26 protein-coding genes are annotated in these 20,451 nt (G+C 48.7%); 23 read left to right on the top strand and 3 right to left on the bottom strand.

The window, feature by feature from the left end; translation table 11 throughout:
• Nucleotides 1–13 precede the first annotated feature (13 nt).
• Both FH749_08000 and FH749_07995 read right to left on the bottom strand, forming a co-directional pair.
• Complete coding sequence (locus tag FH749_08000) at nt 14–469, bottom strand: ImmA/IrrE family metallo-endopeptidase (GenBank protein MTI95418.1); 456 nt, start codon at nt 467–469, stop codon at nt 14–16.
• Between the two features lie 119 nt (nt 470–588).
• Nucleotides 589–921, bottom strand: coding sequence for a helix-turn-helix transcriptional regulator (locus tag FH749_07995; protein ID MTI95417.1), 333 nt, complete (start codon nt 919–921; stop codon nt 589–591).
• Nucleotides 922–1,054: 133 nt separating this feature from the next.
• On the opposite strand from FH749_07995, the gene FH749_07990 reads away from it, so the two are divergent.
• The 17 genes from FH749_07990 (at nt 1,055) to FH749_07910 (ending at nt 14,107) form a co-directional block, all read left to right on the top strand.
• On the top strand, nt 1,055–1,267 hold the full coding sequence (locus FH749_07990; GenBank protein ID MTI95416.1) for a helix-turn-helix transcriptional regulator: 213 nt from the start codon (nt 1,055–1,057) through the stop codon (nt 1,265–1,267).
• 613 nt (nt 1,268–1,880) lie between these two features.
• Nucleotides 1,881–2,222, top strand: a complete 342-nt coding sequence (locus tag FH749_07985) for a DUF3846 domain-containing protein (GenBank protein MTI95415.1) — start codon at nt 1,881–1,883, stop codon at nt 2,220–2,222.
• An 11-nt stretch (nt 2,223–2,233) separates the two neighbouring features.
• Nucleotides 2,234–2,494, top strand: coding sequence for a hypothetical protein (locus FH749_07980; GenBank protein ID MTI95414.1), 261 nt, complete (start codon nt 2,234–2,236; stop codon nt 2,492–2,494).
• Nucleotides 2,491–2,691, top strand: a complete 201-nt coding sequence (locus FH749_07975) for a hypothetical protein (protein MTI95413.1) — start codon at nt 2,491–2,493, stop codon at nt 2,689–2,691. The genes FH749_07980 and FH749_07975 overlap by 4 nt, the downstream gene beginning before the upstream one ends.
• Before the next feature lie 83 nt (nt 2,692–2,774).
• Complete coding sequence (locus FH749_07970) at nt 2,775–3,017, top strand: hypothetical protein (protein MTI95412.1); 243 nt, start codon at nt 2,775–2,777, stop codon at nt 3,015–3,017.
• Nucleotides 3,014–3,376: a hypothetical protein gene (locus tag FH749_07965; GenBank protein ID MTI95411.1), complete on the top strand. Its 363-nt coding sequence runs from the start codon at nt 3,014–3,016 to the stop codon at nt 3,374–3,376. Before FH749_07970 ends, FH749_07965 begins: the two co-directional genes overlap by 4 nt.
• Nucleotides 3,367–3,672, top strand: coding sequence for a hypothetical protein (locus FH749_07960; GenBank protein MTI95410.1), 306 nt, complete (start codon nt 3,367–3,369; stop codon nt 3,670–3,672). Before FH749_07965 ends, FH749_07960 begins: the two co-directional genes overlap by 10 nt.
• Nucleotides 3,669–4,826: a DUF2800 domain-containing protein gene (locus FH749_07955; GenBank protein MTI95409.1), complete on the top strand. Its 1,158-nt coding sequence runs from the start codon at nt 3,669–3,671 to the stop codon at nt 4,824–4,826. The genes FH749_07960 and FH749_07955 overlap by 4 nt, the downstream gene beginning before the upstream one ends.
• Before the next feature lie 140 nt (nt 4,827–4,966).
• Complete coding sequence (locus FH749_07950; protein MTI95408.1) at nt 4,967–5,533, top strand: DUF2815 family protein; 567 nt, start codon at nt 4,967–4,969, stop codon at nt 5,531–5,533.
• Between the two features lie 2 nt (nt 5,534–5,535).
• Entirely contained in the window at nt 5,536–7,473 is a 1,938-nt protein-coding gene (locus FH749_07945; protein MTI95407.1) for a hypothetical protein, read from the top strand.
• An 11-nt stretch (nt 7,474–7,484) separates the two neighbouring features.
• Complete coding sequence (locus FH749_07940) at nt 7,485–9,839, top strand: hypothetical protein (protein MTI95406.1); 2,355 nt, start codon at nt 7,485–7,487, stop codon at nt 9,837–9,839.
• Nucleotides 9,840–10,227: 388 nt separating this feature from the next.
• Nucleotides 10,228–10,518: a VRR-NUC domain-containing protein gene (locus FH749_07935; protein ID MTI95405.1), complete on the top strand. Its 291-nt coding sequence runs from the start codon at nt 10,228–10,230 to the stop codon at nt 10,516–10,518.
• 129 nt (nt 10,519–10,647) lie between these two features.
• Nucleotides 10,648–11,883, top strand: a complete 1,236-nt coding sequence (locus tag FH749_07930; GenBank protein MTI95404.1) for a DEAD/DEAH box helicase — start codon at nt 10,648–10,650, stop codon at nt 11,881–11,883.
• Nucleotides 11,884–11,886: 3 nt separating this feature from the next.
• Entirely contained in the window at nt 11,887–12,645 is a 759-nt protein-coding gene (locus FH749_07925) for a lytic transglycosylase domain-containing protein (GenBank protein ID MTI95403.1), read from the top strand.
• Between the two features lie 317 nt (nt 12,646–12,962).
• Entirely contained in the window at nt 12,963–13,145 is a 183-nt protein-coding gene (locus tag FH749_07920; protein MTI95402.1) for a hypothetical protein, read from the top strand.
• Between the two features lie 102 nt (nt 13,146–13,247).
• Nucleotides 13,248–13,727 carry a hypothetical protein gene (locus FH749_07915; protein MTI95401.1) on the top strand — a complete coding sequence of 160 codons (480 nt, stop codon included), beginning with the start codon at nt 13,248–13,250 and terminating at the stop codon, nt 13,725–13,727.
• A gap of 218 nt (nt 13,728–13,945) precedes the next feature.
• Nucleotides 13,946–14,107: a BC1881 family protein gene (locus FH749_07910; protein MTI95400.1), complete on the top strand. Its 162-nt coding sequence runs from the start codon at nt 13,946–13,948 to the stop codon at nt 14,105–14,107.
• Here FH749_07910 and FH749_07905 read toward each other — a convergent pair.
• Nucleotides 14,104–14,313: a KTSC domain-containing protein gene (locus FH749_07905; GenBank protein MTI95399.1), complete on the bottom strand. Its 210-nt coding sequence runs from the start codon at nt 14,311–14,313 to the stop codon at nt 14,104–14,106. The two genes, FH749_07910 and FH749_07905, sit on opposite strands and share 4 nt — an antisense overlap.
• Nucleotides 14,314–14,403: 90 nt before the next feature.
• Here FH749_07905 and FH749_07900 point away from each other — a divergent pair, with 90 nt between their 5' ends.
• From FH749_07900 to FH749_07875, 6 genes are all read left to right on the top strand, one after another.
• Nucleotides 14,404–14,604 carry a hypothetical protein gene (locus FH749_07900; protein ID MTI95398.1) on the top strand — a complete coding sequence of 67 codons (201 nt, stop codon included), beginning with the start codon at nt 14,404–14,406 and terminating at the stop codon, nt 14,602–14,604.
• A gap of 43 nt (nt 14,605–14,647) precedes the next feature.
• Nucleotides 14,648–15,148, top strand: coding sequence for a terminase small subunit (locus FH749_07895; protein ID MTI95397.1), 501 nt, complete (start codon nt 14,648–14,650; stop codon nt 15,146–15,148).
• Entirely contained in the window at nt 15,138–16,355 is a 1,218-nt protein-coding gene (locus FH749_07890) for a PBSX family phage terminase large subunit (GenBank protein MTI95396.1), read from the top strand. The genes FH749_07895 and FH749_07890 overlap by 11 nt, the downstream gene beginning before the upstream one ends.
• On the top strand, nt 16,300–17,760 hold the full coding sequence (locus FH749_07885) for a phage portal protein (GenBank protein ID MTI95395.1): 1,461 nt from the start codon (nt 16,300–16,302) through the stop codon (nt 17,758–17,760). The genes FH749_07890 and FH749_07885 overlap by 56 nt, the downstream gene beginning before the upstream one ends.
• Entirely contained in the window at nt 17,633–19,387 is a 1,755-nt protein-coding gene (locus tag FH749_07880) for a hypothetical protein (GenBank protein MTI95394.1), read from the top strand. Before FH749_07885 ends, FH749_07880 begins: the two co-directional genes overlap by 128 nt.
• A 497-nt stretch (nt 19,388–19,884) precedes the next feature.
• Nucleotides 19,885–20,451, top strand: a complete 567-nt coding sequence (locus FH749_07875; protein ID MTI95393.1) for a hypothetical protein — start codon at nt 19,885–19,887, stop codon at nt 20,449–20,451.

The following is a 20,451-nucleotide window of genomic DNA, read 5'->3' as shown; positions in this document are numbered from 1 at the left end:
AGATTTACCCCCTTCAATCATTGATAGCCTTGAAAATCATCAACGGTTCAAAATAAATTATGTAATTGCCTAACTGGTGCTGTAGGCCATGTTTCTCCCGGTAATACTTCAACACAGCCAGCAAAAATTCCTCGGTTACGGTCAAATACTCAGCTAGATCATGTCGGGATTGAACTCCAGCCTCATAGGCATTTATGAGCTTACCCAGAGGGACCAGGCGCTCGTACCCCCATGCGCAGGCCCGCCGTTCTTGCTTCCGGTTTATGATATTGCTCTGGTCAAGTATATCGCCACTTGAAGTATGGTAATGTCCCAGCTCTTCCACAAGAACACAGACTGTTTCGGCTGTAGTCATGCCCTGCCTAAGACCTATAACCTTTTCGCAGTACAACCCCTTCACTTTCTGAAAAGGGAATTCCACAACTTTGATTCGCTCTTTTTCAGCCTCAACAAGTAGTTTTTCATGCATTTGGCAACCTCTCAGAAGTAGTTTTTATCATAATAACATGACCTGGTGACAGCTATCGTCATTATTGATTCTGCAACTTGCACAAAAGCCATCTAAGGCCTGTCCGTCTTAGATGGCTTTTACTCGTTATTTTGCTCACTTTGGCGCTTCATCCGAACGAACTCCTTAAATCTTTCTATGTCCTCAAGCTCTTCTGGGGTCCAGTCCCCTTCTCCATCCCGGTGCGCGGCGATAGTTTCAACAGGGGTCCGAACAAGAGTGTTCCCCAGTAGATAGTCAACACTCACATTAAACAACTTAGCAAGCCGCGTCAATGTTGCTGTATCTGGCTCCCTAGTCCCGTTTTCCCAGTTGCTTATGGTATTTTGTGCAACGTTAAACATCTGCCCTAATGCTTTTTGGCTTATGCCTTTTTCCTCTCTTAACTGCTTGATCCTTAACATGGAACGCACCCCCTTGAAAGAAATCTATCACAGCTAGTGATAGACGTCAATAATTCACCACATATAATCTCATAAAGTGATTGACAAGCCCGTTTTGAGGTGTTATCATCACATTACGGGATACAAAGCGAGGTGAAAACTTATGCAAAGGCGTTGGCTTATACGTCTTAGAGGGAATACATCCCAACAATTAATAGCCCAGCAGTGCGGCATATCTCAAAACTTTTACAGCTGGATTGAACAGGGCGAACGTCGCCCCTCCGTTGAGGTGGCAAAAAAAATAGCCGCAGTGCTGGGTTTTGAGTGGACCAGATTCTTTGAAGAGGAAGACGATGAAGATCCGCAGAGCGCGTGAGGGGGTGAAGTCGAAGATGAAAGGGATGCGTGTAGAATGCGACACTATTGCTATTCCAACTGTTGAAGCCCTAGAGAAAAGGATGAGCGAGTTAGAAAAAAGAGTGGCCGCCCTAGAAGAGCGGACCCAAGAGCGGCCATAGAAACATAAGCAATAGTAAAGTTACGCGAATATTGGATTTGCGCTTGGCACTTCTAGCTGCGCTTTTTTGCAGTCTCCACATACCATAACGTTCACTTTAATTGCAGACGAAGGCCTTAAATTCTCTTCCTTGTAGTTGATCGTCGTCAGCACTACGCTGTGGCCTTCCGGGGGGATTAACTTGGAGTAGACACTGCTTCCGCAAAATGGGCATCTCATTAAGTTCACCTCCCTTCGTGGGGAATTTGGTTTGTCTGGACAACTCACCTTTTCGACACGCGGGGAGAAAATTCCTACAACTGGAAGGAGGAGTAACCAATGACTGAAAAGGTAACCATCCCTCAATATGATTTAGATCATTTGACAAGACCGCTGGTAAAACTTATCGCCAAGTATTTTGAAGACCCAGAGAACCAACGGAAATTTGAGGAGTGGCAGAAAGAACAGCAAATCAAGAAAGGGGGTTATGTAGATGCCTAGTGAGGCGCGCATCAAGATAGTGTTACTGCGGGCCGCTGAACAGCCTCAGGAGTTGACAATTGATAACACATTGGCCTCTTTACAGCAGCTGGTTGGCGGCTATATCCAGGCCGTGCCAGTGACAATCGATGATTGCCAGTATGTCCTGGTTGTCGATGAAGAAGGCAGAATCAATCATAAACCAACTAACCTTGTATGCCATTTCGGAGCGTTTGTAGGCGATATCCTATTTTGCAAAAGCGATGCTGAAGGTGAATTTATATCACTTAATCACGAAGACATTAAGCGGATCAAAGAGTTTCTGGAATCCGAATCCGTATCGTACTACCTATAGGGAGGTGTACCATGGACAAGCTTGCACATAAGGCAAAAAGCTTGATTGAAAACCTAAGGCCTATTCAAGAAGACTCTAAAGTAATTCCCTTCCCCTGTCCCCGTTGCGGGCATGACCGCATGAACCGGGACATTATCAAAAATGCGTTAAGTCGGTATGTCGACGTCTATATTTGCAACCAGTGCGGAAGAGATGAGGCAGTAAGAGATTTGGCTAACTTAGCGCCTCTGCCGTTCAAGGACTGGGGAATGGTTAAGGGGATGTGGCGATGAAATGGCATGCTGAATGTTGCGTGTGTCAGTTTAGTATTCTTTCAGACAGCCGTAAAACCGTTCGCAAACTTGCAAAGCAGCATAAGCAAAAAAGCCAGCATGATGTAATCATAACTGGCGAGCTTGCCGCTCAGGAGGTGAAACGTTGCGAACAATCAGGAATATCATTTGTAGTTGCAGTAGGCGAGATATTTTAAATAAAAAAAAAACCGCATAGCGCGGCCAAACAATCACTCAGATTATACCCCATTACCACGATTTTGCCAAGAGGAGGATGTAAATGGACACTTTTTGTCCTTTGCTCGTAGTTGCTGAAGCGGTAGCCTGGCTAAAGGAACTCGACTGGCCCGACAAATGCGCCGGCCCTAAATGTCAGTGGTGGCATAAATGCCGAAGACCTGACCAGTGCCCAAAGTGTGGCAATTTTGGAACCCCAAATAACACCGCCGGCTACAATTGTCTTACCCCCGACTGCGGTCGCTTTTTTGCTAACGGTGACCACATTGAGGAGGAAAAACTATGAAGCCAAGTCGAGCGACATCAAACATTGAAATCTCATTTGGTCGTGATTTAAGCCAATTCATACATGACAGGACTTTCGATTTGTCGGCCAAGCTTTTCCGGATACCTGCATACTCAAAAGCCAAGAATAAAGCAATTGACTTAGAGGTAAAAATGTGTCGCCTAGCTAAGCGTGAAGGATTCAATGAGTATGCAGAGTTCGAAAATGCAAATGCCCTCGCTTACGGGATAATGCTAGATGAAACATACTTACAAGGCCTGAGAGATGGCTTAACTTTAGCTAAACTCTTGTCTGGTACAGCACTTGAAGAAATTGCAAAACTTGAACACTCACCTAAGGAGGATGCCGAATGCAAATAGAAATTACGATTCTCGCCCCCCAGCTTTCTGAGGCCATATATGCACTAGCAAAAGCACTGGAAGGACAAGCAGTGTCTGCGCCGCCGGTTTCAACTTCCACATCATCGACCGTTGAGCAGGAACCAAAGCAAACTGTATCCCTGGAGCAAGTTCGAGCGAAACTCGCTAACCTATCTCAAAACGGTAAGCAAGCTGAGGTTAAACAGATCATCACTGACTTCGGCGCAAGCAAGCTTACAGAGATACCTGCTGAGCGCTACGCGGAGGTTTTAGCCCGGGCTGAGAAGATCGCATGAAACATGCACTGTTAAGCGCATCCGGATCAGCCCGGTGGCTGGCTTGCCCGCCCAGCGCCAAGCTGGAAGAACAGTTTCCTGATGCGCAGAGTGAGTACGCAGCTGAAGGGACATTTGCCCACGAACTGGCGGAGTTGCTATTGTCGCGGGCTGTAGCCAACACCACTAAACCAAGCGTCTATAAAACCAAGCTTTTGGCCCTGCAAAAACACGAGTTCTACTCCCAGGAGATGCAGGACTATATCCAGCAATACGTGGATCAAGTGTCCGAAATCTTCATGGCGGCCAAAGTGCGCTGCTGTGATACTGTCGCGCTATTAGAGCAACGCCTTGATTATTCAAACTGGGTCCCTGACGGTTTTGGCACGGGAGACGTCGTAATTATTGCTGACAACACGGTCGAGATTATAGACCTCAAGTATGGAAAAGGGGTTCCCGTGTCTGCCGAAAACAACTCCCAGATGCGCTTGTATGGCTTGGGTGCCTATGCCGCTTACTCTATCCTTTACGATATTCAGACAGTGCGCATGACCATCATTCAGCCCCGTCTGGATAACATCTCCACGGAGGAATTATCCGTGGACAAGCTATTGGCCTGGGCCACTGATTACGTGGCCCCCAAGGCCAAGTTGGCGGCTAGCGGCAAAGGCGAGTTTGTTGCGGGTGATCACTGCCGGTTTTGTAAAGCTAAGGCTACATGCCGCGCCCGGGTAAAGGCCAACCTTGAACTAGCTAAGCATGAATTTAGGAAGCCACCATTGTTGGACGTCCCAGAGATTGCAGAAATTCTAACTCAGGCTGAACAGCTACAAAAGTGGGCGTCAGATATCCAAGCCTACGCCCTGGAGCAAGCCGAGAAACATGGAGTGAAATTCCCTGGCTATAAACTTGTCGAAGGGCGAAGCAACCGGAAATATGCTGATGAGGCGGCAGTGGCCACAAAACTATCAGCAGAAGGTTATACCGAAGACCAGATTTTCCAGAAGAAGTTACTGGGCATCACTGCCATGGAAAAGCTGTTGGGGAAAAAAGAGTTTGGCCTACAGCTGGGCGATTTGGTTATTAAGCCGCCAGGCAAACCTACCCTGGTCCCCGAATCAGACGGGCGCCCGGAACTTAATTCAGCAGAAGCCGCCAAAGCGGACTTCGGTTAAGAGGTGGCGTCATTGTCTAGTGAGTGGACATGCCCCCTAACTGTAAAGGCGCACCTAACTATGGTTATCAGTGTCCAGATGATCTGTTTCCAGATGAACCTTGTCCCGTTGGGATAATTAAAACTAAGGAGGATTCCATAATGTCAACTGCAAAAAAAGCTCCTGCCACCAAGGTGATTACTGAAAAAATCAGATTCGCTTACGCACACGTCTTTAAACCAGTTGCAATCACCGAAGGCGCAGACCCAAAATACTCATTGTGCTTGCTGATACCCAAAACCGATAAGGTTACTCTGAAGAAAATCAAAGCCGCTATTGAGTCAGCCAAGCAGCAAGGCTCCTCTATATGGGGTGGCAAAGTTCCCGCCAATCTTAAGTTACCTGTTCGTGATGGTGACGAAGAAAGATCTGACCAGGAAGAATTTCAGGGCATGTACTTCATTAACGCAAATTCTTTACAAAAGCCTGGCCTGGTTGATGCGGACCTTAATCCCATCATGGACCAGAGCGAATTTTACTCTGGCTGTTATGGGCGCGTCAGCATAAACTTCTACCCTTATAATACGGCTGGCAACAGGGGTATCGCTTGTGGCTTAAACAACATTCAAAAACTCGCTGATGGTGAGTCCCTTAGTGGACGGAGCCGGGCTGAAGATGATTTCAATGACGACTTTGCTGATGACGACGATGACGACATTTTAGGATAGTTATGAGAACCCTGGCGATCGATATAGAGACCTACTCCAGCGTAGAACTGAATAAATGTGGGGCTTATCGCTATGCGGAGAGCGAGGACTTTCAGGTCCTCCTCTTCGCCTATGCATTTGATAATCAACCAGTGCAGTTAATTGACTTAGCCCAGGGTGAAAAAGTACCTACGGAAATTCAAGCTGCCATATTTGACCCCCAAGTTGTTAAAACGGCATTTAATGCCGCTTTCGAACGAGCATGCTTAGCAAAACACTTTAGCCGAACCCTTCCTCCAGAGCATTGGCAATGCACGCAAGCTCACGCCTTAACTCTTGGACTGCCCGCCAGCCTGGGACAGGTGGCAGAAGCGCTGAAGATTGCACAGCGTAAGGATAAAAAAGGGCCCACGCTCATTAGATACTTTTGCACTCCAGCAAAAACTAAACAGGCTAACAATCTATGGCCAAGAAACCTGCCCGAGCATGATCCTGAACGTTGGGGGCAATTCCGTCAATATTGCGTCCAAGACGTAATTGTTGAACGCGCTATCCGCGATAAGCTACAGCGCTATCCTATGTCAGGTTACGAACAAAGTCTGTGGCAATTGGATCAGCATATCAACGACAGAGGGATCCAGGCGGACCGTAAACTGATTAAACAGGCAGCCGTCTGCAATAAGCGGCATCAAAAGCAATTGCTTGAGGAAGCTAAGCGGCTGACTGGTATCAGCAACCCTAAAAGTGTAGCCCAGCTAAAAACCTGGTTAAAAGACACTGAGGGCATTGATACAGACAGCCTAGCCAAAGAATCTGTGGCTCAAATACTTGCTGACACCGACAATCCAAACGTTACCAGAATGTTAGAGCTGCGCCAGGAGCTAGCCCGGACATCGATTAAAAAATACCAGGCCATGGCGAGAACCATCGGCCAGGACGACCGAATTCGGGGCACTCTTCATTATTACGGCGCCGGCAGGACTGGCCGTTGGGCAGGGCGGTTAATTCAACCGCACAACCTCCCACGGAACTACCTAAAAGATATTGAGGTGGCCCGGGACATGCTTAAGAAGGGTAGCTTTGAGGAGCTAGAACTCCTCTTTGGTAGTATCCCTGACACGCTGGCCCAGCTAGTCCGCACAGCTCTTATACCTAAAGACGGCTGCAGGTTTCTCGTTATAGATTTCTCGGCAATTGAGGCCCGTATCTTATCCTGGTTAGCCCGGGAACAGTGGCGTCTGGATGTGTTCCGGGGGCATGGGAAAATCTATGAAGCGTCAGCCTCCCAGATGTTTGGCATTCCCCTCGCTCAGGTTAACAAAGAGCTACGACAAAAAGGTAAGGTTGCAGAATTAGCCTTAGGCTACCAAGGTAGCACTGGAGCCCTGATAAAGATGGGCGCTTTGAGCATGGGCCTTTCTGAAACAGAGTTGCCAGGTCTGGTTAGTAGCTGGCGAGCATCAAATCCTAACATAGTGCAGTTTTGGCGCGATGTTGAAACTGCTGCTGTCCGAGCTGTTCAAGAACAAAGCACAGTTAACTTAGGACAGCTGGAGCTCACTTGCTCTGCAGGTATGCTTTTCGTTAAACTTCCCTCCAATCGTAGTTTGGCCTATGCTCGGCCCAGGATTGAGAATGACCCTAAGTTCAATAAACCTTGTCTCACCTATGAGGGCCAAGATACAGGCGGTTGGGGGCGGCTCCAAACGTACGGAGGCAAGTTAACAGAAAACATAGTACAGGCTATTGCCCGAGATTGCCTGGCTGAGGCACTTATGAAAGTCGATGCCGCAGGTTATGAAATAGTGTTACATGTGCATGATGAGCTAGTTGTAGAAGCACCCATTGGCACTGGATCTGTCCTGGAACTTGCGCAGATACTAAGCAAGCCTTTGCCCTGGGCGCCGGAATTACCGCTGGCCGCAGAAGGTTTCGAAAGTGATTATTACCGTAAAGACTAGGAGGTGCTGCAGTGTTCATACAGCACGACGACCAACTAAGGATAGCAACCGGCCGTAATCGGAAAGAAACCCACTGGAAGAATAAAGATATCTCCTGGTCCAAACTAGTTGACAGATTAAGTCAGACATCCCGGACAGGAGAAACTTATGCTGAATATTTGCAGCTGTCCAAGCCAGAGCAGGACGACATCAAAGACGTCGGAGGCTTTGTTGGGGGCCAACTAAAAAACGGACGTCGCAAAGCTGATAGCGTTATTAATCGGCAGGTACTCACCCTCGATGCGGATTATGCCCAGGGCGATTTATGGGCCTCTGTAGAAACCCTCCTAGGGTGCGCGTGCGCGATGTATAGCACTCATAAGCACTGCCCAGAGAAACCCCGTCTAAGGCTTGTACTGCCCCTCCAGCGGCCTGTAACGCCCGATGAATACCAAGCTATCGCCCGACGCGTTGCAGCCGATTTAGGGATAGATTTCTTTGACGATACAACCTATCAACCACACAGGTTAATGTACTGGCCCTCCACTGCCTCCGATGGAGAATTTATCTTTGAGTATCTTGATGAGTCCTGGCTTAACCCAGACGAAATCTTGGCTCGATACGAGGATTGGCAAGATCAGTCTCGTTGGCCTGAATCATCCAGAGCCCAAAATTCCCGAAAAAAGCTTGCTGATAAGCAGGGCGATCCTTATGAAAAAGACGGTTGGATTGGCGCCTTCTGCCTTACTTACGATATCGCAGATGCTATAGCGACTTTCTTGCCCGATATATACGCTCCTGCTGCTGATGGCCGTTATACCTATATCCCTGGGAGTACTGCAGGGGGGTTGGTGGTCTACGATGGCGGCAAATTCGCCTATAGCCACCATGGCACCGATCCCGTCAGCGGCCAGCTAGTCAACGCCTTTGACCTGGTTCGGATACACAAATTTGGCACCCGGGATGAAGATGCCAAACCCGATACCCCAATTACGAAACTAGACTCATTTAAAGCAATGCTAACTTTAGCCGAGACAGACCCGCAGGTTCAGGATACAGAACATGCTCGGCGTCAGGAGATTATGTCCGGCGAGTTTAATACCAATAACCAGCAGAACGTTCCTATTGTTAAAGCCTTTTTTCAGGAAAAGAAATTCGTTGCTGCCTACCTGGGAGAGTGGTTCCTCCAGCAACATCATGCAATGCTGCTTAATGATGATTTGTATATCTATGCTAACGGAGTCTACACCAAAGGCGAGCGACTATTCCAGGAAAAATGCACGGCAATTCTGGGGACTGAATTTTCCATTACCCGGGTGCGTGAAACACTTGCCTATGTCAAAAACACGGTTGAGGTAATTCCTTTGGAGAAGGCAACCAACACCGGCAATTTGCTCAACGTCCAGAACGGTTTGCTTCATTTAGAGACCATGGAACTCTTGCCCCATACCCCCGACTGCAAGACCATAGTCCAACTCCCGGTCAATTACGATCTTAACGCAGACACTACCGTTATGGATACTTTCCTGGAGCTGGTGGCGCCGGCCGATGCAATTCCAGTGCTTTATGAAATGGCCGGCTACTGTCTCACCCCAGAGATGAAATATGAAAAAGCTCTCCTTCTTTATGGTGAGGGCGGCAATGGTAAGGGGACTTTCATCGAAGTGTTGTCCCAACTTCTAGGAACCAATAACGTGGCACAGGTGTCTTTTCAAGATCTGACGGAGAACAAATTCGCCTCGGCTGACCTCTTTGGCAAGATGGCTAACATGCATTCCGATATCCCGGACAAAGTCCTGGAAAACTCCAGCCGGTTTAAAGAACTGGTATCCGGAGACTTAATCCGAGCCGAGGAAAAATACAAAGGATCCTTTAGTTTTAAGAACCGGGCAAAGCTTGTTTTCAGTGCTAATGAACCGCCAATCAGCAAGGACAACACCGAAGGATTTCACCGCCGACTCCTCTTTATCCCCTTCTCAGTTAAATTCAACAATCGAAAGTTGCGTCAAAGCCTATTTACTCCAGAGGCGTTGTCGGGATTTCTGCTGCGGGCCTTGGAGGGCCTGCAGCGCCTTCAAAAGCAGGATGGGTTTTCGGAATCCGGGACCATCGCCAAGACGCTATCGGAGTACCGCAAGGCCAGCGACACAGTGGCCCGCTTTCTGGATGAATGTTGTGAGCTGGACCCAGAAGGGATGACTGCGAAACAAGCGCTGTATGACGCCTATCGCAACATGTGCTTCCAGTGGGGCAACCATCCGCTAAACCAGGCAAAATTCAACGCACGGCTTCAAGCTATTCATCCGGAAATCATCGAATACAGAAAAGGGACCCCGCGAAGATGGAGGGGAATTAAGCTAGCAGCACCAGAGGATTTCATGGATTAGGGTAGACGACTAAGGTAGACGGGTGTCAAAAGGTAGACGGGTAGACGTAGACGGGGTGGACGAGGTAGACGGGTTTTTGACACTTGCCAGTTCTTGGGTGGACGGAGTAGACGCGGAAGACGTGCAAAGATGACAAACCAAATTGCAAAAAGTAGACGGCTGTAGACGAGTCGTAGACGAGTAGCGTGACGGGAAGAAGCCTGTTGTATCAGGGCTGTAGACGGAGTAGACGGGTATTCTCTTTTTCCTTATATAAAGAAAAAATAAGAAGTACTAGTACAGAAGTACAATAGTACAAGTACATATATAGGAGGTGTACGCCCGGAACCCGTCATCCCCGTCTACCCCCTGGCGCTGACTGTCATGCGAAGGAGAGCGAGGTGCGATCATGAGCGAACAAAAACTGGAACGGCGGTTCAAGAGAGAGATTGAGCGTCGAGGATGGCGGGCGTTTAAATTTACCTCCCCGGGCATGGCGGGCATGCCAGATCGGATTATTCTTATTCCGGGCAATAGGACTTTTTTTGCAGAGTTAAAAGCACCGGGTAAAAAGTTGCGGGAGCTCCAGCGGAAGCGTATCAATATGCTAATCGCCATGGGCTATCCGGTGTATTTCATAGATTCGATTGATGCTATTGATTTATGTGTTGGGCACATCGAGGAGGTGGTTTCGAAGTGAAGTTCATACCACGGGTATACCAGCAGCATGCAATCCAGATGATTCTGGATCATCCGGCTGTTGGCCTCCTGCTTGATATGGGCCTCGGTTGACAAGACTGTTGCCACACTTACCGCTGTGCAGGAGTTGATGTATGACCGGTTCGAAGTCGCCCGCGTGCTGGTGATTGCGCCCCTGCGGGTAGCGGAGACAGTTTGGACTAGTGAAGCAGCCAAGTGGGAGCATCTTCGACACCTAAGACTATCAAGAGTTATTGGCAGCCAGAAACAACGTTTGGCCGCCTTGGGTGTCCCAGCAGACATTTATCTAATCAACCGGGAAAATGTTGAATGGCTTGTAAACCATTATGGCAAAGACTGGCCTTTTGACATGGTGGTTGTGGACGAGCTCTCCAGCTTTAAGTCTCCCAAGGCCCGACGCTTCCGGGCACTGCGGAAGGTGCGCCCTTTAGTTAACCGGATTGTGGGTCTGACCGGCACTCCAGCCCCCAACGGTCTCATAGATCTCTGGGCCCAGGTCTATCTGCTGGATCAAGGGGAACGCCTAGGCAAAACAGTTACAGGTTACCGAAGCAGATACTTCGAACCGGGACGCGGGGATAGATCCAGACGAATAATCTACAACTGGGAGCCAAAGGCTGGAGCTGAGGAGGCCATACATGCCAAGATTGCTGATATCTGTATCAGCATGAAGGCCGCAGACTGGCTGGAGTTGCCCGAGCGGATTACCAACGTCGTTCCGGTCAACCTGTCGGAAAAAGCGGCCAAGCAGTACAAGCAGCTGGAGCGGAAACTACTGCTACCCTTCGCTGAGGGTGATGTGGTTGCCGACACTGCAGCAGTCCTGTCTAACAAGCTGCTGCAGTTGGCTAACGGAGCTGTTTATGATGAGCATGGCGGCGTCCAGGAGATTCACCAAGTTAAATTGGAGGCCCTGGCCGATCTGATTGAAGCCGCTAACGGTAAACCGGTGCTAGTGTTTTATAACTATCGGCACGATTTAGACAGAATAAAGCAGCGCTTCCCAGGGGCTAAGACTCTGGAAAGTGCAGCTGAAATACATGCCTGGAACGCTGGTGACATTCCGCTGCTACTAGCCCACCCAGCCTCTGCCGGCCACGGCCTCAACCTCCAGGCAGGAGGCCACACCATTATTTGGTTTGGGCTAACATGGAGCCTGGAACTATACCAACAGGCCAATGCCAGGTTGGATAGGCAGGGCCAGCAACATAACGTTATAGTCCATCACCTGGTTTCTGAGGGAACTATGGATGAACAGGTGATGCTAGCACTGGACACAAAAACAGCCGGGCAAGACGCGTTGTTAGCTGCAGTCAAAGCCCGACTCGATAGATTGGAGAGGTGAATTATGCGTGAAAAGTTATTTAACGGGTTGTGGGTAACCCTGGTATGTTTTGTGGTTGTTTTTCTAGCATCGGCACTGGTTGAAGCTGAGCGACAAGGGGACAAGCTCTATGCCCATGCCGTTGAGCTTCAAGAGCACATTGATGCACAGGAGCAAGTTATAGCTGATCAGGGTGGCCTAATAGCCGCCTATGAGGAGCAGCAAGCAGCTGTAATATCCGTGCTGACTCAAGCTGCCGAAACTTTAGAGGTTGTTGCATATGGGCCCTATGATCGCAAAGAGCTCCAAAGATTAATAAGCGAAATAGCGGATATCATCCGAGAGGTTAACAGCACTTTGGGTCCAGATCAGGCTGATGATATTAGCCGGGCAATCGTTACCCAGGCAGTGGCTGCGGACATAGACCCCTACCTGCTGTTGTCTGTGGCGGTAGTTGAAAGCGATTGCCGGCCGGTTGTCAGGGGTGGTAGCGGTGAATATGGCATGATGCAAGTCATGCCTGGTACCGGCAGGTGGATTGCGGGCCGTTTGGGGTATGCAGACTTTGAGCCGTCTCAACTACAAGACGCGCAGATGAACATACAGTTCGCCACTTATTATCTGCGGACAGGTATTGCAGAATTCGGTGGGGATACCCAGAAAGGGTTGCTTGCTTACAATCGCGGGAGTGGTGGTGCCCGGAAGTGGCTTAAGGAGAATAGGTCAGACGAACACAGGTACGTCAAACGAGTGATCCAGGCTTACGGGGAGGTGAAAACATGAAGCGGGCAATTGAAGTTTCTATACCTGAGGGGCGCTTTTGTTTTTTCACTTCTAACGGACTGCCTTGCCAATTTATGGCCCATTTGAAAAACGGAAAACCTATATGCACCCTATTTCCGAATGAGCCAGAGGCACTTGAGCCTGCGTGCAATGGATGTGAAGATAGCCGAAACTGTCACCTTTACGTAAAGTGCAAAACCTGTCAGGAGGCTAACAATGGCTAATAAACTGAAAACTCAGGCGGCATGGTCTGTGATTATCGCTATCGCCTTGACTTCTTTGTATGCCTGGCTACTGGTTACCCAAGGGATTGAGTTGTGGCGATGATCTATCAAATGTCTTCTCAGCTGTACTGGAATTTACGTCGTATGCTTGAAGATGAACAGCCCCGGAAAGTAATCCATCACCGTGACGCCGTGGCCTATATTATTGACTACGTCAATGCCACCTTCGGTCTTCGACAGCCGGTAACCGAACTAAAAATTCAGGAGCCTCGGTAATGAAAACCCCGGAATGTCCCTTCTGCAACGTTATTTTAGCCTGGACTCCTGAACAAGTGTCCTGGCAATGTCCCGAATGTGAAGGTCGGTGGATTCCATTGGATGCGCAGAGCCATTGGGAGCGACCGTAAGCAAAAATCGCAGGCGTTTGCGAATTTGACACTGGGAGGGGTAATCATGTTTCACCTGCTAGAAAGCGTCCGGGTAGACACTATCAAAATTCACAACCTCCAGGAGCGGATTGCCAGGCTACGCAGTGCGATGGAACGTATGACCCCCCTCCCCTCCACTCGCCCTGGCGCCAGCTGGATAGAACACGACAAACTTGCGGCCAAGATGGCAAAGCTAGATGAGCTGGAGCGGGAGCTTCGGACTCGAATAATATCTCTGGAGGAAAAGCTGCGCCGGGTGGAACCGATTCTCGAGAACTTGCCACCCAAGCAGAGGGCAATTGTACATATGCGGTTAGTAGAAGCCTTGCCTTGGCGGCAGATCAGCAGGCGAGTGAATTACTCTGAACGCCATGCCCGACGACTCTATCGCTGGGCTGAGAAAAAGATGTCCGAAAATGTCCGCTTTTGATGTGTTATTATGATAGCGTGGATAGTTGGCCAGCTATCCGCCTCCTCCTCCTTGTTATATGGCATAGAGACGCCTGGCGTCGACGCTGGGCGTTTTCTATTGCCCGTTGATGATCAGGCCCCGCCGCGCCTCCTAGCAATGCGTACCATGGCGGGGCTGCAGATAATATAAACCTTACTACAGGATAATATAAAGTATACGGCGAAAGGGGGATATCCATGTTAAAACAAGTGAGCACGAAGGAGTTAACAAATGAGCTTATCAACCGCCTTGGAGTCCAAGCTATCACCTTAGAACCATACCAAGAAGCTAAAATAACGACTGAAACCTCTGAGCAAATCTTCCAGGGGCCAGCCGTTATTTTAATCAACCAAGATTAGAGTTTGCGGTATCGGTAACTATTTTTGATGAATGCGGCATGATATTCGCCGTGTGATGCTGCATTCATCAATCCATGGTAGACACTCTGCGGTACATCGTAGTAAGCATACGTTCCGCTACTGTGGAAATGTATATATAAGGTCTGAGTTGAAACGTCATAAGCCACAGCAGCTAAGTTAGAAGAGCTTACTGGAATCCAGTTCATGGCCTCTCACCCCCTTTTGCATTAATGTTCTGTAAATAGCAGGTGTTCCCTCCTCACATGTCGAAATAAATATTAAAGGGGGAGATTTACTTGCTGAACATTGGACTGCCCAAATCAGAACTTTTAGCCGTGTTAAGGCAGGCGGAACTAACACCTGAATTGATTGCAGAAGCTATTGAACTGAACAACAAAAGAATCCTTAAACAACTAGAGGGGCCCGAATTCGCTCGATTAATTGACCAACTGCAGGCCAAAAACTCCGGCACTTTTAGGCGTCCACGAGGTTTATGAGCCATAAGGCTCTTTTTCTTTTTCCCAAAGTGAGGTGGTGATCATGGCCCGAATTTCAGAAAAACAGAAACAGTTTGTTGACGCCCTCCTGGCTGATCCAGAGATGCATCAGACCAGGGCATACATGCAAGTATATACAAGCGTCAAAAACGAGGCCACCGCCGCTGTGAACGCCACCAGGCTCCTGAAGAAACCACATGTGCAGGAATACCTTCGGCAGCGCATGAAGGCCCGCGAGAAGCGAATTGAAATATCTCAGGACAAAGTAATTAACGAAATCGCGAGAATGGCCTTTAGCGATATAATCAACTATGCGGAGGTAGATGGTCACCGGGTAAAAATCAAATCCACCCGTGATATCCCTGCAGATATGCGAGCTGCTATCATTGCGATTAAGGAAGGCGCCAACGGCATTGAGGTTAAAATAGCTGATAAGCTGAAAGCTCTGGAGCTTCTTGGCCGTCACCTAGGTATGTTTAATGATAAACTGGATATCACCACTGATATAGTTCTCGACTTTGGTGGGGATCCTGATGGCGATTAAACTTACCGGGATAGATCGAGCGATCAACCCCTCTTTCCGCTCCAGACTTTTTGACTACAGCCACAGAATCAACGTCGAATATGGAGGTGCCGGCAGCGGGAAGTCCCACTTTGTCACCCAGAAGACGATTCTCAAGGCATGCCGACTTAGGCGCCGTATCCTGGTGGTCCGAAAAGTTGGCACTACTATTCGGGAAAGCATCTGGACGCTGTTTCTGGACCAGCTGAGCAATATTCGGCCTGTAGTCCGGGCGGTAAACAAGACAGACATGACCATTACCCTGGTAAATGGCAGCCAGTTCATTTTTAAGGGCCTAGATGATAGGGAGAAAATCAAGTCCATTACCGGGGTTGACGATATTGTCATTGAGGAAGCAACGGAGCTCACCCAGGATGACTTCACCCAGTTGAACCTACGGCTTCGCTCCAAGCGGCCGCACAACCAAATTCACCTGATGTTTAACCCGGTCAGCAAAGCTAACTGGGTTTTTAAATACTTCTTTGAGCAGGAGCAGCCTGACACAGTAATAGCGCATAGCGCCTACCATGATAACCTTCACCTCCCCCCCGCTTACGTTCAGGAGCTGGAACACCTAAAAAACACCTCTCCGGCTTACTACCGCATTTATGCTTTAGGTGAGTTTGCAACGCTGGATAAACTCGTGTTCCCGGTATTCACAAAGCGCCTAATAAGTCCCTCAGAAGTCGCTAATTTGCCGTTGTGGACAGGCCTGGACTTTGGGTATACCAATGACCCTACCGCGCTAACCTGGGGCCGTTATGACGCTTCTGGGAACAAAATCTTCGTGACTGGGGATTACAGTCGCAAGGGTATGACAAATGAGCAAATATACCAGACGATATGTGACCTTGGTCTTGCTAAAGAGACTATTGTTGCCGATAGCGCAGAGCCAAAGAGTGTTGATGAGCTCAGGAGTATGGGCCTTTGGCGATTGCGGCCAGCAGCCAAGGGTAAAGACAGCGTCATGCACGGCATAGATTTCATTTTGCGGCATGAACTTATTGTTGACGAACGTTGCACCGGTTTAATTGAGGAGTTGGAGAACTATACTTGGCAGAAAGACAAAAAGACAGGCGAATACATCAATAAGCCTATAGATACCTTTGACCACAACATAGACGCCATGCGCTATGGGCTGGAGCTGGTACGCCGGCCTGGCGGCCAGTGGGTTAATGTCAAACATTAGGGGGATTATTATGCTTACTAACTTGAATTGGTTGAACGAGGGGGCAACATATCCCCCACCCAGCGAAAAGAAGCGCATAGAACGTTATCGGCTGCATGAGCAGCTTTTTTTGTCTCAACATCCTAAGGTCTGGGAAGATGTGTTTCGGGAACTGGCCCGAAGACACAAGAAAAACGACCACCAGGCAGAAACTGTCATAAACTATCAGCAACTCTTAAGCAAGAAGACTGCTGATTTTATTTGTGGCGAACCGCCTACCCTGGAGACCGAGGATGATACTGACAAGCTGGAGAGATTGCTTGACCAGCTGCAGTGGCATACAAGGCTGTATGAAGGCTTTATAGATGTCAGCCGCTACGGTAACGGAGTATTCAAGTTGATTGGTAAGCGGCTAACCCAAGTCTCTCCTCTTTACTGGTTTCCTATCGTAGACCCAAGTGACCTCAAAACTATAATTCAGCATGTCATTGCCTATCCGATTACTCCAGACAAAGATGGTAACATGACAGAGCTTTACGTTGAGGTCCACGAGAAAGGAAAGATAGAGCAGCGGATCTATGGTTACAGGGCGGATAACGGTGAAATCGGGAAACTTAAAAGCCAGAAGGTAGAACGGACGAACCTTGATGACTTCGCCGTCCAGGTGCTGACCAATGTCACCCACAGCGGAGACATATATGGCATTGATGATTACGCGATCATTAACAGTATTGTCGCCAAAATTATGTGGCGGCTTCATTGCGCAGATACGATCCTGGACAAGCACTCTGAACCGTCTATGTCCGGACCCTCATCCGCTTTAGAGTATGATGAGCGCACAGGCATGTATTTTCTGAACCTCGGCAACTATTTTCAGCGCAACAAGACAGATGATCCAGACGTCTCTTATATTACCTGGGACGGTAACTTAGAGGCGAATTTTAAAGAGCTTGACTTGCTATTTCAGCAGCTTTATACCCTAACCGAGATGGGCCAGGCTTTTGCTGAGGGTGGTGGCGGGGGTGAGGCTTCAAGCGGTACTGCCCTTAAGTTGCGGATGGTATCGCCTAGAATTAAGGCTGCCCGGCTGACGGCTATAAATGCGGCAGCAGTAAAGCAGGTTGTTGCCCTCCTGGCCAAAGTTAACGGCATCTCAGTGGACTACGATACACTGAGTATAACTTGGAATGATGGTCTGCCTGATGATGAGGTGGAAGAAGTCAACACCCTGACTACCGCAACTGGCGGCAAAGCAATAATGAGCCAGTATAGCGCCCTCAAGCGTCGTGGCCTTACCGATGAAGAGGTTGAGGCAGAACTGGAGCAAATGCGCCAAGAACAGGCGGCCTCCAGTCCGTTCCCCCTTGGCGTTGTTGATCAAAACGCAGGGACGTCCGGGGATGGCCCCGGGGCAGGCGATGAATAGGCTGACACAAAAAGAGCTGGATAACCTGGCTAAACTTTATCTAACGGCCAGGGACCGGCTTTTCGATACCATAGTCAACTATCCTGGTGTAGGTACCAAGACCTATTCCAACACTGTCTTGCAGCACCTTAACCGGGAGTTAGAGCTTCTAAAGCGGGCGTCTTCTAAGTTTGTAGATACCGGCATCCCCCGGGAGTACGAGCAAGGCCTTAAAGATATCTATAGCTATTTTACTCGAAACAATCTCCTGATGAACAGGCCAGAAATGTGGGCCGATATTCACACTGATGCAGTCTACGGCATCGCCAGGGAAATGCAATATCACGTCGACCAGGGACTTGCTCAAGTTGGGCGCCAGGTAATGCGTTATGTTGATACTGCTCGAGATGAGGCCCTACGGGCGTCCGGGCTACTGACCAGTGGCGAAAAGGTTGCGGCCGGCGCTACCACCATAGACATGAAGAACCGGCTGATTGAGAAACTGCAGGCCGAAGGCTTTATGACAGTCCAGTATGGTCAGGGGCCGGGGGCTTATCAGGTGCCTCTGGATGTTTACGCTAACATGGTCGCTCGGTCTACAACCCGTGAAGCCGGGAACATCGCTCGAGAGAACCAGCTTATAGAAAATGGCTACGATCTGGTTGAGATGTCCACCCATTACCCCACCTGTGAAATCTGTGCCCCTCTTCAAGGGAGGGTATATAGTATTAGCGGCGATGACCCTCGCTTCCCTCCCCTTTCCGTTGCTTTTAGTAGTGGCTACCACAATGTTCACCCTAATTGCCGGCATGTCATCGTGCCGTTCATTGAGAGCCTGCAAACACCAGAAGAGCTTGAGGCGGCTACCGTCAAGAGTAACCAACCAATGAAGGATACCCGGAGCCGCCAGGAGGTGGAGCTCTATAAAAACCAGCAGGCGCAGCATCGCCAGGCCAGGCAAGACCTATATCAATATGAGCGGTATAAAGCTCGTCTAGGTGACCATGCCCCGAAGGGTTATGTTGCGTTTCGGCGAATGAAAAACACAGCAGGTGCAAACTGGGAGCGCCTTGAAAAAACATATAGAGCGGCCAACCCAAAATATGATCGTGTTGAACTTAATGGCATTGTAATATCTAAAGACAGCCTGGCTAAAATATACCCAGATGCCGATATGCTTGAAATCCACTATCTGATGCGTGCACATGAGGAAGCACTCAAGCATGGTTTAGGCACAGGAAATGAAAAAGCAATCGCGATTAATATCAAAACCGGGGATAACCTATTTGCTATAGGCGGGACGTCGAATAGTGCTGCCATTGATGTGGACGCATTGCAGAATTCTCCGAAAAATAGTATAATATTTGTGCATAACCATCCAGGTAGCTCTAGTTTTTCTGGTAGTGACCTAGAGGTTCTCAATGTCTTTCCATCAATAAAATTTATGGGAGTGCAGGCTCATGATGGCACAATATATAGTGCTGCAGTGGGCAGCGGTCGACGGGTACGCTACCGTGAGGTAAATTATCAGTATGCCTCAATAGGTCCTAAGCATAGCGGGGTTACTCCCTGGAAGGAGCGATCGCATAAAATCATTGAGGAGTTATGCAATCATTTTGGTTGGCGTTATAGGAGGGAATTGCCATGACAAACAAAAAACCTCACTTTATCAACGACTTGGCGGATGAGGGGCCCCGTCCAGGAGAAACTTTTGATGGTTTCATAAAGAGAATAGAAGACTACGACGCAGAGTTGGAGCAAAAACACAAACAACCTGATGATTAGGCGCTAAGTGAGCTTTCGCTAAGCGCTATTTTTATGCCAGGAGGTGAAGATGTGGAGGATAAACAAGGATTACGGGGATTGAGTGTCAATGTATCCATGAAAGACACTTGGCATTTCCAACGGCTTTTGGAGCTGTTGGGCAAAGTGCTTACCAACGATAAGATTCCCAAGGAGGTGCGACAGGAGCTGTTCGAGGAAATTAACGTAACCTTTGAATCTGAATAATCGTCCTAAGCATGACGGTAAAAGGCTTATTTTTGTTACCTAAATTGCCCTACCTTGCCGGGCTTAAAATGCAAGGTCCCGCGGCCGGAGTAGACCGGCGATTAAACTAAATCTACGGGACAGGAAAGGAGCATCATGGATTTCTTAAAAGAACATCTTGGCGAAGAGCTGTATAACAAGGTTACCGAAAAGCTTAAAGGCAATGACAAAGTAAAACTCGCCAACTTGGCCAGTGGCGACTATATTGGCAAAGAGAAGTTTACATCTCTTGAAACCGCCAAAAAGAATCTTGAGGGCCAACTTAAGGATCGTGACACCCAGTTGGAAACCCTGAAAAAGTCTGCTGGCGATAATGAAAACCTAAAGGCTGAAATCGCAAAGCTTCAAAAGGCCAATACAGACGCTCAAGCAGATTTTGACGCTAAGTTGAAAGCCGCTCAGCTTGACTATCAGCTGGAGAACCGGTTATTGAAAGAGGGTGCCATCAACACCAAGGCTGTCAAGGCGCTGCTGGATCAATCCAAAATCAGTCTGGATGGTGAGAACCTGATAGGAGTGGATGACCAGCTGAAAGAACTGAAGGAAAAGGAAAAATGGGCTTTCGTTGAGCCTAAGACAGATGTCCCGGGCGCCGGGGGAAACCCTGCACCTGGTGAGCAAACAACTTCAAACCCGCTCCCGAAGGGAGTAATTTCATTTTAG

The organism is Bacillota bacterium (assembly GCA_009711825.1).
Classification (GTDB): domain Bacteria; phylum Bacillota; class Proteinivoracia; order UBA4975; family VEMY01; genus VEMY01.
This window is presented reverse-complemented; position numbering and strand designations above follow the sequence as displayed.